This window comes from Stygiolobus sp. CP850M, assembly GCF_037389425.1.
In the GTDB taxonomy this organism is placed as follows: Archaea; Thermoproteota; Thermoprotei_A; order Sulfolobales; family Sulfolobaceae; genus Stygiolobus.
The window spans coordinates 24929-37790 of record NZ_JBBHKR010000045.1 but is presented as its reverse complement, the minus strand read 5'-3'; the positions used below and the strand labels follow the sequence as shown (position 1 = coordinate 37790).

18 protein-coding genes and 2 tRNA genes are annotated in these 12862 nt (G+C 36.5%); 17 read left to right on the top strand and 3 right to left on the bottom strand.

The features are described 5' to 3' along the window. Positions 1-571 (bottom strand): adenosylhomocysteinase (locus WIW89_RS04165; protein WP_337719845.1); only part of this gene is annotated, 571 nt, incomplete at its 3' end. A 433-nt stretch (positions 572-1004) separates the two neighbouring features. On the opposite strand from WIW89_RS04165, the gene WIW89_RS04160 reads away from it, so the two are divergent. Further along, positions 1005-1091 (top strand) — tRNA-Ile (locus WIW89_RS04160). A 142-nt stretch (positions 1092-1233) separates the two neighbouring features. On the opposite strand, the gene WIW89_RS04155 is transcribed toward WIW89_RS04160, so the two are convergent. Beyond that, a tRNA-Leu gene (locus tag WIW89_RS04155) sits at positions 1234-1331 on the bottom strand. Positions 1332-1502: 171 nt separating this feature from the next. On the opposite strand from WIW89_RS04155, the gene WIW89_RS04150 reads away from it, so the two are divergent. Genes WIW89_RS04150 through spn form a run of 8 tightly spaced genes read left to right on the top strand, consistent with a single transcriptional unit; the run spans position 1503 to position 6590 of the window. Beyond that, the gene (locus WIW89_RS04150) at positions 1503-1811 is read left to right on the top strand and encodes a 50S ribosomal protein L21e (protein ID WP_337700780.1); all 309 of its coding nucleotides are present in this window, start codon (positions 1503-1505) and stop codon (positions 1809-1811) included. A 6-nt stretch (positions 1812-1817) separates the two neighbouring features. After that, entirely contained in the window at positions 1818-2162 is a 345-nt protein-coding gene (locus WIW89_RS04145; RefSeq protein ID WP_337700778.1) for a DNA-directed RNA polymerase subunit F, read from the top strand. 33 nt (positions 2163-2195) lie between these two features. Beyond that, a complete protein-coding gene (locus WIW89_RS04140) occupies positions 2196-2837 on the top strand; it encodes a DUF655 domain-containing protein (RefSeq protein ID WP_337709496.1) in 642 nt (213 codons plus the stop codon). Further along, positions 2827-3486: a 16S ribosomal RNA methyltransferase A gene (locus WIW89_RS04135; protein ID WP_337709498.1), complete on the top strand. Its 660-nt coding sequence runs from the start codon at positions 2827-2829 to the stop codon at positions 3484-3486. Before WIW89_RS04140 ends, WIW89_RS04135 begins: the two co-directional genes overlap by 11 nt. Then, positions 3438-4055 carry a HemK2/MTQ2 family protein methyltransferase gene (locus tag WIW89_RS04130; RefSeq protein WP_337719844.1) on the top strand — a complete coding sequence of 206 codons (618 nt, stop codon included), beginning with the start codon at positions 3438-3440 and terminating at the stop codon, positions 4053-4055. Before WIW89_RS04135 ends, WIW89_RS04130 begins: the two co-directional genes overlap by 49 nt. After that, positions 4027-4755 carry a tRNA (cytidine-2'-O-)-methyltransferase TrmJ gene (gene trmJ / locus WIW89_RS04125; RefSeq protein WP_337719843.1) on the top strand — a complete coding sequence of 243 codons (729 nt, stop codon included), beginning with the start codon at positions 4027-4029 and terminating at the stop codon, positions 4753-4755. The genes WIW89_RS04130 and trmJ overlap by 29 nt, the downstream gene beginning before the upstream one ends. Positions 4756-4792: 37 nt before the next feature. After that, the gene (locus tag WIW89_RS04120) at positions 4793-5383 is read left to right on the top strand and encodes a 30S ribosomal protein S3ae (protein WP_337709504.1); all 591 of its coding nucleotides are present in this window, start codon (positions 4793-4795) and stop codon (positions 5381-5383) included. 7 nt (positions 5384-5390) lie between these two features. Further along, on the top strand, positions 5391-6590 hold the full coding sequence (gene spn, locus WIW89_RS04115; RefSeq protein ID WP_337719842.1) for a bifunctional sugar-1-phosphate nucleotidylyltransferase/acetyltransferase: 1200 nt from the start codon (positions 5391-5393) through the stop codon (positions 6588-6590). On the opposite strand, the gene WIW89_RS04110 is transcribed toward spn, so the two are convergent. Further along, positions 6580-7782: a redox-regulated ATPase YchF gene (locus WIW89_RS04110; RefSeq protein ID WP_337709508.1), complete on the bottom strand. Its 1203-nt coding sequence runs from the start codon at positions 7780-7782 to the stop codon at positions 6580-6582. The two genes, spn and WIW89_RS04110, sit on opposite strands and share 11 nt — an antisense overlap. A gap of 62 nt (positions 7783-7844) precedes the next feature. Here WIW89_RS04110 and WIW89_RS04105 point away from each other — a divergent pair, with 62 nt between their 5' ends. The 8 genes from WIW89_RS04105 to rrp41 all read left to right on the top strand — a co-directional run bounded on the left by WIW89_RS04105 (position 7845) and on the right by rrp41 (position 12859). After that, complete coding sequence (locus WIW89_RS04105) at positions 7845-8495, top strand: 50S ribosomal protein L15e (protein WP_337700793.1); 651 nt, start codon at positions 7845-7847, stop codon at positions 8493-8495. Then, complete coding sequence (locus tag WIW89_RS04100) at positions 8492-8938, top strand: RNA-binding domain-containing protein (RefSeq protein WP_337700762.1); 447 nt, start codon at positions 8492-8494, stop codon at positions 8936-8938. Before WIW89_RS04105 ends, WIW89_RS04100 begins: the two co-directional genes overlap by 4 nt. Next, positions 8907-9467 (top strand): RNase P p30-like protein, encoded by a 561-nt coding sequence (locus WIW89_RS04095; RefSeq protein ID WP_337719841.1) that lies wholly within the window; start codon positions 8907-8909, stop codon positions 9465-9467. Before WIW89_RS04100 ends, WIW89_RS04095 begins: the two co-directional genes overlap by 32 nt. Continuing rightward, positions 9445-9864, top strand: a complete 420-nt coding sequence (locus tag WIW89_RS04090; RefSeq protein ID WP_443295055.1) for an Rpp14/Pop5 family protein — start codon at positions 9445-9447, stop codon at positions 9862-9864. Before WIW89_RS04095 ends, WIW89_RS04090 begins: the two co-directional genes overlap by 23 nt. A 93-nt stretch (positions 9865-9957) precedes the next feature. Next, positions 9958-10686, top strand: a complete 729-nt coding sequence (gene psmA / locus WIW89_RS04085) for an archaeal proteasome endopeptidase complex subunit alpha (protein ID WP_337719840.1) — start codon at positions 9958-9960, stop codon at positions 10684-10686. Positions 10687-10704: 18 nt separating this feature from the next. Then, positions 10705-11406 (top strand): ribosome assembly factor SBDS, encoded by a 702-nt coding sequence (locus WIW89_RS04080; RefSeq protein ID WP_337700756.1) that lies wholly within the window; start codon positions 10705-10707, stop codon positions 11404-11406. Further along, a complete protein-coding gene (rrp4, locus tag WIW89_RS04075) occupies positions 11407-12162 on the top strand; it encodes an exosome complex RNA-binding protein Rrp4 (protein ID WP_337700754.1) in 756 nt (251 codons plus the stop codon). Continuing rightward, positions 12128-12859, top strand: coding sequence for an exosome complex exonuclease Rrp41 (rrp41, locus tag WIW89_RS04070; protein ID WP_337709514.1), 732 nt, complete (start codon positions 12128-12130; stop codon positions 12857-12859). The genes rrp4 and rrp41 overlap by 35 nt, the downstream gene beginning before the upstream one ends. The last annotated feature ends 3 nt before the right edge of the window (positions 12860-12862 follow it).

Sequence of the window (12862 nt, the reverse complement as noted above, 5' to 3'; positions counted from 1 at the left end):
CGATAGTGCTCTGTCCAGTCCCTATTCTGTTGTCGAATAAATACTTTGTAAATGCATTATTTACTGCTACCACGGGGTATTTCAACACTTTCTCCTCTTCCATAGCCTTTAGTCTGATAACCCCTGTCGTTGTCTCCTCAGTTCCTCCTATGATTTTCCCTGAGTAATTCTCGTGTATGTAAGCATGTAGGTCACCACCATCGTCCATAACTATTTGAGGCTCATACTTCATTATCTCTTCAATGTTATTGTAATAATCATTCTCGTTCTCGCCTTTCCATGCGAAGACGCGTATACCTTCTTCAACTAAGGCTGCAGCAACATCATCTTGTGTTGATAAAGGATTACTTCCAGCTAAAGCAACCTCAGCTCCTCCGGCTTTTAGCGTCTTGACTAGCGCAGCTGTTTCCTTAGTCACATGAAGGACTGCACTTATTCTGATCCCCTTAAGAGGTTTTTCCGCTTCGAACTGTTTTCTGATCTCCATTAAAGCTGGCATGTGAAGTTCTGCCCATTCTATTTGCTTTTTACCTTGCTCTGCGAGTGAGAGGTCTTTAACCTTATAGTCCATATTTTAACCTCCTTTGCTTAATCTTCACATGGAAATTTAAGTATACCTACGGCGAATTTGTTAAAGAGATGATTTAATGGATAACAATGTCTCTTCCTTACTTTGATATGTCAATAATGGTCATAGCTACTTCCTAGGTGCTCTTCCTATAACCCTATCATCATATTGGATAAGGAAAATCAATTTAGATTGGGGCTCTCCCATTTCGAGGTCAGATTCAATTAGAATGTGTGCGATTTACTAGGAAAAACGAAAAGTTACAGATAATTTTACAAAGATGTTAAACTCAATTCCTTTTCCTTATGGATTAACTTAGTTAACTAATTCTGATAGTGTGCAGTATTGAGGGAGAGATGGGATTCCTCTGTTAGGTTTAATTGGTAAAAACGACCATAACATTTTTAAAACATTCCTTAACACTATTATAGTGTTAGGGCCCGTAGCTTAGCCCGGTAGAGCGCCCGGCTCATAACGTCTTTGAGAGACCGGGTGGTCCGGGGTTCAAGTCCCCGCGGGCCCACTGGTTTTCCTTGGTTAGTTTAATAAACATGATGAGTCTTATATGCTAAAAAGTAAAATGGTTATGAAGAGCTTTTCTTAAGGATTTGCTTTCCTGGCTGAAATGCAATTTAACGATAAAGAAAATAGGAATATGAAAAGTATGCGGGGGGTGGGACTTGAACCCACGCAGGCCTACGCCAGCGGATCACTTCCGCGGAGTCTTAAGTCCGCCCCCTTTGACCAGCTCGGGCACCCCCGCGCAAGTATTTCATATTATGTCTGACTTTATATTTCTTTCCCATGCTATTAAGGATTTATTTTACCCGCCTATACGTGAACTTATATGATACAATGAACAGCTTAGGGATTGTAATAAAAAGCAAAAATCTTAATTTATACTCTGATTGTAGTTTTTAGGGGTAAATATAGTATGGTTGCTCACTCTAAAGGTTATAGGACTAGGACTAGAAAGTTACTAACAAAAAGCGTTAGGGAGCGTGGTGCTGTACCACCTTTAAGTTCTTTAATGTATGAGTATAAGGAGGGAGAATACGTAACAATAAGAATCAATCCCTCTATACATAAGGGGATGCCCCACAGAAGATATCATGGTAGAGTAGGTATAATAGTGGGAAAGAGAGGAAAGGCTTACGAGGTTAAAGTAACCCTTGGTGATAAGGAGAAGGTAATTATCGTCAGACCTGAACATTTAGAACCTTTTAATGGCGTTAAAAGGTGAAAATTTTTGTCCTATTCCATTCGAGTTATAGAAGAGCATCATATTCCTTATTCTGTAGCTAAAAAATACCTACAAGATTTAATAAGTAATGGTAATTCATCGAATCTACTTCAGAGGACGTTCGATTACTTAAATTCTATCTCAAAGTGTGATAGTAAGGGAGCAGAACAAATAATGGAGGAGTTAAAGGAAATAGTTAAAAAAGAAGAACTTAGGGCTATGATTGCTAGCCTATGCCCTCAGACTATAGACGAGGTTAGAATTATTTTGGCAACTGATACTTCCACAACTTATACTACAGAACAAGTCCAAAAGATTATTGAAATAGTTAAGAACCATATGGAGAGTTGAGGTTTTTACTTTTAAAATTATATAATACAGTGTATGCAAAGGAAAAGACCAATTAAGGAGCGGATGGAGAAAGCAGTATACGTCCTAGACTATCTAAGGGAAGGTAATCCTCTTGACAAACACACTGTACATAAAAACAGACCAGTACTTCAACTAGTAGGAGAAGATTATTTCATGCTTATGGAAGCTTCTCCTCTTAATTCCCACCAAGACTTTCAGTTGGAGCAGAGAATAGAGTTAGTAGACAACTCTTATCTGAAGATAGACTTTCACATCACATATGAGGATCTCACGTCTGTTGCTAAGGATGAACTAGTGAAAGTACTGAGATTAATAGTAGAAAATAAAGCCAAGTTGTTTACGGAGTTTTTCAATAAAGCTGAGCCTTTAACGTTAAAATTACACGCACTCGAGCTATTACCTAATATTGGGAAGAAGACGTTGAAGACAATCTTAGAAGAACGAAAGAAAGAACCCTTTAAAGATTTGAGAGATATAGAACAAAGAGTCGGGATAAAGGACGTTATCGGAATAATAGTAGAAAGAATAATAAAGGAAATACAAGGAGGTGAAAAATACTATCTCTTTGTATATCCATTGGAAGAGAAGAAAAAACCTACAGAACACTTCGTGTATTTGGGCTATTTGGAAAGATTGAGTAAAGATGCCCAGTAAGGGTCAGCATTTTTTAATAGATTTAACAGCCATAAACAAAGTAATTTCTTACGTTGATTTTTCCAAGAGACCTATTATCGAAGTAGGAGGAGGAAAAGGTGCTTTAACTACATTACTAAGACCGGACTTAACTGTTGAAATTGATAATTCATTAACTAAGTATTTGAAGGATTATAACCTCGTAATAGCCGATGCCGTAGCTTCGCCTTTTTTTAGGGGTCAGGTAGTTTCATCACTTCCTTACTATATAACTTATGATTTTATGAGAGAAATGGTAAAAAATTCTAGGATATTTAGACTAGTTCTTCTATTACAAAAAGATTTTATAGACAAAGTTTTCAACAAGGCTACATATATATCATTTACACTCCACTATCATTTTACCATCCATTCTAAAGATATAATTCCTCCGAGAGCTTTTTCACCTAGACCTAGAGTTTATTCTCAAATAGCAATCTTCGAGAGAGTTAGAGATTATAATCGGCATGTGGACGAAGTTCTAAAGTGTGTTAGTTCGTATAAGAATAAAAAACTCAATTCAGTAGCTAAATTGTGTGGATTAAATGTCACTTCAGATAGGAGGATAAGGGACTTTAAACCATGTCAAGTAATAGAGTTATTGAATTTTCTGGGTATAGAATATGTATAAATGAAAACGTTTATGAACCAGGGGAAGATACAGAAATACTCCTAGATCTTTTGAAGATCAATCAAGGAGACAAAGTATTAGACATGGGATCTGGAAGCGGCATTCTAGGTTTCTATGCGATAAGAAAAGGGGCTAAGGTTACGTTTATTGATATAAATCCTTATGCAACTGAGGCAACTCTATGCACCCTTAAACTAAATAACGTGAACCCCGAGAAATTTGATATAATTAACTGTGATCTTCTCTCTTGTTTACGTAAGGATGTAGCTTATGATGTAGCTATTTTTAATCCACCTTACCTTCCTTACGAAGAGTACAATTCTTGGATAGGGTATAGTTGGTCTGGAGGTAAGAATGGGATCGAAGTCCTTCTGAGATTTCTTAATAGTATTAGAGCTAAAAGAATATATATTGTATTCTCCTCTTTATCGGATTTTGACAATTTACTTATAGAAATTAAACATATAAATTATAAAATAACAGATAAGAGGGAAATAACAATAGGTTATGAGACAATTATGGGATTGGAGTTGGTAGCTAATGATAAGGCTCATCGTCGTGGAACCTGAAGGAGCATATAACGTAGGTTTTATAGCTAGACTTGTAAAGAATTTCAGTGTAGATGAATTCTATTTAATTAATCCTAAATGTAACATGCAGGAAGCAATTAATTTCTCTGCCCAAGGTAGGGAGATATTAGAAAAGAAAGTCGTTATAGTTTCCAATTACGATGACGCGATTGAAGACCTTGATATAAAGATAGCTACCTCAAGCATAGCAGATAATGAAGGAGATTTATTGAGAAAGTCGATTAAACCATGGAATCTGGACAGATTTATTGAGGATAACAAGAAAATAGGGTTAATATTTGGTAGAGAAAGCGTAGGGTTAACAAGAGAGGAGATCATGAAGGCAGACTTCTTACTACATATACCTGGAAATCCTGAATACCCAGTCTTGAATTTATCCCATGCAGTCGGTATAATTTTATATGAAGTTTTCAAGTTACGAAACGTTAAAAAGGCAGAAACAAATGAGGGTGAGAGAATTTCGAGTGAGTCCATCAAACTCCTAGATTATTACTCTAAAAAAATAGTAGATATGTTAAAACGTAGTGAAGGAGACGAGTACATGTATATTGCCCTCAAGAGAGCTCTTCTAAAAGGTATCTCTAATGAGGTAGAAGCAAGGACGATTATAAGGCTTTTACGAAAGGTGTACGTAAAAGTTAGCATTGCTGAGGGAAAGAGTGAAGATGAAATAGAGTGAAAATTTTTTATAAAGGTTGTTGGATTAAAAGTTAGTCATGTCATCAAAAGCTAGCTCGACGATTAAGGACAAGTGGAAGCTTAAGAAGTGGTTTACGATCCTAGCACCTAAAGTATTTGGGGAAGTACCCTTAGGTAGTACTCCAGCTTTCGATGTCTCGCAGACGATTAACAGAAAAGTTGAGGCAACACTTTATGATTTAACCGGAGATTTTAGTATGGTTTATGTGCACTTATATTTTAAGATAGTAGGGAATGAAGGAGAAAGAGTAGTAACGAGATTCGCAGGTCATGAGTTATCCAGAGACTATATTAGGTCTTTAATTAGAAGAAAAAGTTCGAAAATAAACGCAATAATAGATGTAACAACTCAGGACGGGTATGTAGTTAGGGTTAAGGGACTAGCTCTTACTACATACAGGGCTCATAGGTCACAAAAAACAGCTATTAGGAAGATAATGGCTGACATTGTTACAAAGAAGGCTGCAGAATCGACATTTGATCAATTTGTACAAGACGTTGTATTTGGTAAACTAGCTAATGATATATTTCAAGAGGCTAAGAAGATATATCCTCTTAGAAAGGTAGAGGTCGAGAAAACTAAAGTAATTAAAGTTCCTGCATCATAACATTTTTATGAAAGCTGTAATATTAGCTGCAGGTCAAGGTGAAAGATTAGAACCTATTACTCATACTCGTCCTAAACCTTTTATTCCTATCTTAGATAAACCTCTAATTCTTGATACAATAGAGCAGGTAAGAAAGTACGTAAATGAGGTTTTAGTCGTAATAAGTCCTGATCATAAAGAATATTTTGAAAAAAACATAAGTGGTATAGCACTAATCGAACAGAAGGAAGGAAAAGGAACTGGAGCTGCACTGAAAGCCGTATCTTCAGTAATTAATGATGATTTTATCTTGATTTACGGTGACGTGTTTATAGGAGATAAGAGTGTTCTTAAGCAATTCTTAAGCGAAAAAAACGCAATCCTTGGCGTAGAGGTGAAAAATCCTAAGGATTACGGAGTTCTGGTAATGAACAACGGTAACTTATCAAAAATAATAGAAAAACCAGAAATACCGCCTTCTAACCTTATCAACGGAGGGATCTACAAGTTTTCTCCTGACATATTTGCCTACCTAGATAAAATTTCCCTATCCGAAAGAGGTGAGCTAGAACTTACTGATGCCGTGACGATGCTAGCTAAAGAATCGCAAGTCAAGGTTATTAGATATCAAGGATTTTGGCTAGATATAGGGAAGCCGTGGAACATATTAGATGTGAATAAATGGGTTTTAGACAATTTACCTTCCAGTGAAAATTTCGGTAAAGTAGAAGAAAATGTAAAAATTAAGGGAAAGGTTGTCATTGGAGACGGAGTAGAAATAAAATCCGGTACATATATAGAAGGACCAGTTTTTATAGGGGAAGGAAGCGTTATCGGTCCCAACTCTTATTTACGTCCTTATACTGTTCTAGCAAAAGATAATAAGGTAGGAAATGCTGTGGAGATAAAGGAGAGCGTAATCATGGAAGAAAGTAAAATCCCTCATTTAAGTTATGTAGGGGACTCTGTTATTGCTGAAGATGTGAATTTTGGGGCTGGTACTCTAATAGCTAACCTGAGGTTTGATGAGGATGAAGTAAAGGTTAATATCAAAGGCAAAAAAGTAGGAAGCGGACGAAAAAAACTTGGTGCTATAATAGGAGGTCACGTGAGAACGGGTATAAATGTTACAATTCTACCCGGTGTTAAGATAGGAGCTTATGCTAGGATATATCCTGGGGCTGTGGTAAATAGAGATGTAGGGCGTGGTGAATTTTTCAGGGCTTAGCAGTAGATGAAACTATTTTTATTATATCGTTATTTTGTAACTTATAATCATCTCCTACTCTCATTTTGTTTCTAACATTTATTGCATAGAGAAAACCTTTAGCAAGCTCAGAGTGTATTTCTTGAGCTAAATCTTTCGGCGTGGATCCTTTTCGTATTAATATCGCGTCCGGAAGTACGTTACCATTATGGTCTGTCAACTTTTTCTCGTCCTCTACGGGATAAACCACTATCATTCCCAGAGCATCAAATACAGCTGAGTTTATCGCCTGCTGAACTCCGGTGCTCCCGTACTCTTCTAAAACGTTTTTCTTTATATAATCTAATGCGTCTCTCTGTTTTTGAGGGAGTTGTTTTAGCACCTTAAAGTCTCTTTCACCTGGGATATATTCTATCAAGCCGCTCTTAGCAGCTTTTCTTAGAGCTAATTCTGCCTCTGCACTAGTTGGTATTACCCACTTGTATTTTTTAGTAAGTTTTTGGATAAATTGTTTTGCTTCTGGTATATCTGACTTATTTGCTGCTATGATAATAGGTTTAGAAATTTTCCTAAGTTTTTTGCTAAAATTTCTGAGATCTTCTTCGCTCCATTGCATTAATTTTAGATTTTCTAACTTTGTTTCTCTGAGTGTTTCTATAATGTGATATTTGTTAATTGATAGCCCTGAGAGCTTAGATAAAAGCTCGTCCACGGGATCTCTGTTAGTGAGATCGACGGTTCTTGCAAACTTTTGCCAATCTTTAGATATAATAGAAAAGAACCATTCCTCAATTTCTTTTTCTATGAAACTTATATCTTCTTCAGGATCCCTTATACCCGGTTTTACTGGAATTCCTTCTTCATTTGTACTTCCGCTAGCATCTACTACATGAATTAACACGTCAGCTTTTCTTAACTCATCAAGGAATTTATTTCCTAAACCTCTTCCCTCATGGGCACCTGGAATTAATCCTGCCACATCTACTAGTTTAACTGGAATAAAGCGATAATCGTTGATGCATATTGAATTTCTGGGGTTACATTTAACATTAAACTCTTTATGTACACAGAGTTGTTTTACGTATGCAACACCCACATTAGGTTCAATAGTTACGAAAGGTCTATTAGCTATCTCTACATCTAACATAGTTGCAGCAGCAAAAAATGTACTTTTCCCTACGTTCGTTTTTCCTATCAGTCCTACAGTTATCATTCAAGATATTATCGGACAAATGAGTTTATTAATTAGTTGTTAATTAAGTGAGTAGAAGAATTATGGCATCATCAATGTATAGTTACATAGAAGCGACATGGCAAAAAGAGGAGTGGAAAAAGAGTGTGCTGAGGAAAAGGTTAATAGAATGGAGAAGAGATGAAGCTATTGTAAGAGTAGAGAAGCCGACTAGATTAAATAGAGCGAGGGCTTTAGGTTACAAGGCTAAGCAAGGTTTTGTAGTAGTCAGAGTTAGAGTAAGAAGAGGAGGTTTAAATAAGCCTAGACCTAACAGCGGCAGGAGACCCAAAAGAATGGGTGTTTATGGATACTCCCCATCTAAGGGGTATAGGTGGATTGCCGAAGAAAGAGCTGCAAGAAAGTTCCCCAACTTAGAAGTCTTAGGTAGTTATTATGTCGGAGAGGACGGTTTGTATAAATACTATGAGATAATAATGGTCGATCCAAACCACCCAGTCATTAAGGCTGATCCTAACTTAAAGTGGTTACAAGACCCTGCTAATAGGAAGAGGGTATTTAGAGGTTTAACAAGTGCTGGAAAGAAAGCTAGAGGATTAAGGAAGAGTAGAGGGTTAAAAGGAACGATATCACATAAGTGGAAGAAGAAACAGAAAGAGAGAGAACTAAAGAAAAGACACGAAGCTTCAAAGTACTATAGATTACAGAATTTCAATAAGATACCTGGGAAATGAAGGTAGCTTTTGTTTCAATTTCTGTATTTTGTCACGAAACAGAAGATAGAAATAAAATACTTAACTCATTAGAGTACTTTTTTAGCTTAGACAATGCCGAAGTTAAGGATAGCGTAGTTCAAGGTCACTACGGCAATAGAATTGAAATTATAGAATACAAAATGAAAGGAAGAGAGGCTCAAAATGTTTTCGAGAAGATTCTTAACTCATTAGACAAGATGGATCTAATTTTATTAGCGTCTACTTTGCAGGCAAGGACTGACAAAGGAAAATTACATTTAAGGATAGATAAGCAGAGATTTATAGAGGAAAATAAGATTTTCCTAAGAGACGGGGATGATGTTATAAAATTAGTAATATCCTTTAAGAACTTTAGGAATACAGATGAAATTGTTGAAGAGCTGAAATATCTTGTTAGTAGAGACCTGCGTAAAGACAATTGAATTAAGAGAGTATGCCAAAAAACTGGGCTACGATGAAGTTCTTTCAGAGGATAAGTACGACTCCAGATATAGACTTTCTTTGGAATTAAGTTCTAAAGAGGAGTTAGCTAAGTATATACGTAAGATTAAAGATAATAAGGTAATCTTGTTCGTAAAGCCGCTATCATTTGAGGCTTTTAAGTATTCTTTACAATCTCCCAAAGTAGCAGCTTTGATATTAGACAGAAAAAACATAGGACTAATTGGTAAGAAGGGTAGTTTGAATTTAATAAGACAAGCCAAGAAACCGGTTGAAATCCAGTTAAAAAACCTAGAGGTAGACGTCATCTATAAAGTAATCCAGTGGAATAAGTGGATTGAATATCCTATTCTCTCATCGTGTGCTTCGAAGTTTAATGAAATATGGTCTCCATTATCTAAATTTTCCCTCTTAGTAACATTGGGTGCTAATGAGAGCGACGCGTTAAAGTGGATTTATAATAACCCTACATTACTAATTGGTAATTATGATAGGACAACTACTTATTGATGTCGTTATATTTATCTGGCTTGTCATTCTCACATTATATTCAGTTAGGTATAAGGTGATATATTTCAAAAAATTGAGGGCTGGTAAAAACGTTAAGGTGAAAAGATATATCGTATTCGAAATGATCCCTACCCCTTTTCCACAAGCTGAATTAGAATCGGCAATTCGTAATGCTGTAAAGGAATTAGGAGGTAAGGCTTGGCTAGAGATTTCTAACCCAAAAGTAATATTAACTTACCAAAATTACGGGGTTATATCGAGTACTAGAGCTGGATACAAAATAGTTATCGCTAGTCTACCTCTCGTAAAGAGCATCAACGGGCAAGAAGTTTTACTAGTCCCCAGAAGAACTACAGGAAGCTTAAAAAGGGCAAAGAAATTAATAGGTATTAGATGATGACGCCGTCCCAGACTGTAAGAATGATGTGTACGCGACGAGCTGAATAACACTTTTTTACCTAAAGTATGTACTCATAATTGGGAGAAAAAATTGGCATTTGGACCAGCGGCAATGGGATATGATAGAGCCATAACCATATTCTCTCCAGATGGCTCATTATACCAAGTAGATTATGCATTTGAAGCTGTAAGAAAAGGATGGACTACTTTGGGAGTTAAAACAAAGTCTGCAGTAGTACTATTATCAGAGAAAAAGAAAGCAACACAATTATTAGATGTTGACAATATAGAGAAAGTTTATCTGCTAGATGATCATGTAGGTTGTAGCTTTGCCGGTTTAGCTTCAGATGGCAGAATTTTAATTGACTATGCTAGGTCTCAAGCACTACAACATAGGTTAATTTATGACGAGCCTATAAATATTGACTATTTGACCAAACTTGTGGCTGATATAAAGCAAGCCTATACACAACATGGTGGAGTAAGACCATTTGGTGTAGCACTGATAATTGGCGGAGTTGACAAAGGGGGAATACCAAAATTACTTATGACAGAGCCTAGCGGACAGTTCATGCCTTATTATGCAGTAGCAATTGGACAAGGAGGTTCTGTGGCAACTGAGTATCTAGAGAAGAATTATAAAGAAGATTTATCAGTAGAAGATACAATACTTTTAGCACTCAGGGCTTTAGCTTCTACATTAAAACCAGGTGAGAAATTAGCTTCCTCTACAGTAGAAATAGGCTATGCCTCTACAGATGTCGGAATTTTCAGGAAGATGTCGGTTGAGGAAAGAACTTCTATTTTACAGAAGTTATAGGGGGGCGTTAAAAAATATATGACGAAAAAGGAGGAAATGGTTATTGCTAGATACGAACACGGGGGAGAAAGGTTTGAAATATTAGTGAGACCGAAAGAGGCTATGGATTTAAGAAATGGGAAGAGTGTTAGCTTGTCTGACGTAGTCGTTTCAGATACTATTTATAAAGATGTTAAAAAAGGTTTGAAAGCATCACCTTCTTCCCTAAAGAAAGTATTTGGTACTACTGATTTTGAAGAAGTGGCTAAACAGATAATACTAAAAGGTGAGATACCGCTAACGGCAGAACAAAGAAAGGAAATACTAGAGAATAAAAGGAAACAAGTGATAGATTATATAGCTAGGAACGCGATAGATCCAAAAACTAATTTACCAATTCCTAGAACTAGAATAGAAATGGCTATGGAACAAGCTAAAGTTCAAATCGATCCAAATAAGGACGTCGAGGGACAAGCATTACAGATTGTAAAGGAAATAGCTAAAGTAATTCCTATAAAGATAGCTAAGGCTTTAATTGAGATAAAAGTAGATCCTAAATACAGTTCAAAGGTTAAGTCTCAGTTACATAATTTGGGAGAGGTAAAGAAGACTAATTGGTTGGGAGATGGGACATTAGTAGCTGAAATAGAGATACCGGCTGGTGCTCAACAGGAAGTTATAGATAAGCTAAATTCTCTAACTAAAGGAGAGGTTGAAGTGAAAATTGTCCAGGTGAAATAGATGGTAGAAAATTCAGGTTCTAAAATTTTCTATCAAGATAGGAGTATTGTCACACCAGGTGATTTGATAGCTGAGGGAGAATTCCAAGTTCCGTGGTCTCCTTATTTTTACAAGATAGGTAATAAGTATTATTCGGCAATTACGGGACTTCTCAGCGTGAAAGAAGGAAATATTTTCGAGGTAATACCTCTTGAGGGTCAGCGTTATTATCCTAGAATTGGGGATACAGTCATAGGTTTGATCGAAGACATAGAAATATATGGATGGGTAGTCGATATTAAATCTTTTTATTCTGCATATTTACCAGCGTCTTCCTTGCTAGGAAGGGCAATAGCACCAGGAGAAGATCTGAGGAGGTTTCTAAACATAGGTGATTATATATTAGCAAAGGTTGAAGCATATGATAGGACAATTAATCCAGTTTTAACAGTTAAAGGTAAAGGATTGGGTAGAATATCTTCTGGGGTTATAGTGGAGATCTCTCCTGCTAAAGTACCAAGAGTTATAGGTAAAAATAAGAGTATGTTAGAGGTTTTAACATCAGAGACTGGTTGTGATATCCAAGTAGCTCAGAATGGTAGGATTCTCGTAAAATGTGCAAATAGCTTAAGTGAAGAAACGGCAATAAGTGCCATCAACATCATTCAATCAGAGTCGCATATAAAAGGCTTAACAGAAAGAATAAGAGCTTATTTGAGAGAGAAATTAGGTGGGAGTAAAAATGATGCAAGTGCAGAAGCCAAGACTAATACTTGAAAATGGGCTAAGGACTGACGGTAGAAGACCTGACGAAATGAGGCCTATAAAGATAGAATTGGGAGTATTGAAAAACGCAGATGGTTCGGCTATTTTTGAAATGGGAAATACCAAAGTACTAGCGGCGGTTTATGGACCAAAGGAGATGCATCCAAGGCATTTAGCTTTGCCAGATAGGGCATCTTTGAGAGTAAGATATCATATGACACCTTTTTCGACAGATGAGAGGAAAAATCCTGCACCTAGTAGACGTGAAATTGAGTTATCTAAAGTTATAAGAGAGGCTTTAGAGTCTACAGTGTTAACTGAATTATTTCCGAGAACAGTTATAGATGTCTTTATGGAAGTCTTGCAGGCAGATGCAGGAACTAGGTTAGTGTCTCTTATGGCAGCGTCGATGGCTTTAGCTGATGCTGGTATACCTTTGAGGGATTTGATAGCAGGAGTGGCAGTAGGAAAAGCTGATGGAATAATAGTTTTAGATCTTAATGAGCCGGAAGATATGTGGGGAGAAGCTGATATGCCTGTCGCAATGCTTCCCTCTCTAGGACAAGTAGCTTTGCTTCAACTTAACGGTAATATGACTCCTGAAGAGTTTAGGAAAGGTCTTGAGCTTGCTCAAAAAGGGATTAATATTATTTATAATTTACAAAAAGATGCTTTGAGGAAGAAGTACGCAGAATATAAGGAGGAGTAAAAG

What these genes read in the sequence shown, in the direction of transcription:
- WIW89_RS04140 (WP_337709496.1), top strand. Translation starts at nt 2,196, where the DNA reads ATGCAAAGGAAAAGACCAATTAAGGAGCGGATGGAGAAAGCAGTATAC.
- WIW89_RS04150 (WP_337700780.1), top strand. Translation starts at nt 1,503, where the DNA reads ATGGTTGCTCACTCTAAAGGTTATAGGACTAGGACTAGAAAGTTACTA.
- WIW89_RS04130 (WP_337719844.1), top strand. Translation starts at nt 3,438, where the DNA reads ATGTCAAGTAATAGAGTTATTGAATTTTCTGGGTATAGAATATGTATA.
- WIW89_RS04080 (WP_337700756.1), top strand. Translation starts at nt 10,705, where the DNA reads ATGACGAAAAAGGAGGAAATGGTTATTGCTAGATACGAACACGGGGGA.
- rrp41 (WP_337709514.1), top strand. Translation starts at nt 12,128, where the DNA reads ATGATGCAAGTGCAGAAGCCAAGACTAATACTTGAAAATGGGCTAAGG.
- WIW89_RS04105 (WP_337700793.1), top strand. Translation starts at nt 7,845, where the DNA reads ATGGCATCATCAATGTATAGTTACATAGAAGCGACATGGCAAAAAGAG.
- spn (WP_337719842.1), top strand. Translation starts at nt 5,391, where the DNA reads ATGAAAGCTGTAATATTAGCTGCAGGTCAAGGTGAAAGATTAGAACCT.
- WIW89_RS04120 (WP_337709504.1), top strand. Translation starts at nt 4,793, where the DNA reads ATGTCATCAAAAGCTAGCTCGACGATTAAGGACAAGTGGAAGCTTAAG.
- rrp4 (WP_337700754.1), top strand. Translation starts at nt 11,407, where the DNA reads ATGGTAGAAAATTCAGGTTCTAAAATTTTCTATCAAGATAGGAGTATT.
- WIW89_RS04090 (WP_443295055.1), top strand. Translation starts at nt 9,445, where the DNA reads ATGATAGGACAACTACTTATTGATGTCGTTATATTTATCTGGCTTGTC.
- WIW89_RS04100 (WP_337700762.1), top strand. Translation starts at nt 8,492, where the DNA reads ATGAAGGTAGCTTTTGTTTCAATTTCTGTATTTTGTCACGAAACAGAA.
- WIW89_RS04110 (WP_337709508.1), bottom strand. Translation starts at nt 7,782, where the DNA reads ATGATAACTGTAGGACTGATAGGAAAAACGAACGTAGGGAAAAGTACA.
- WIW89_RS04135 (WP_337709498.1), top strand. Translation starts at nt 2,827, where the DNA reads ATGCCCAGTAAGGGTCAGCATTTTTTAATAGATTTAACAGCCATAAAC.
- trmJ (WP_337719843.1), top strand. Translation starts at nt 4,027, where the DNA reads ATGATAAGGCTCATCGTCGTGGAACCTGAAGGAGCATATAACGTAGGT.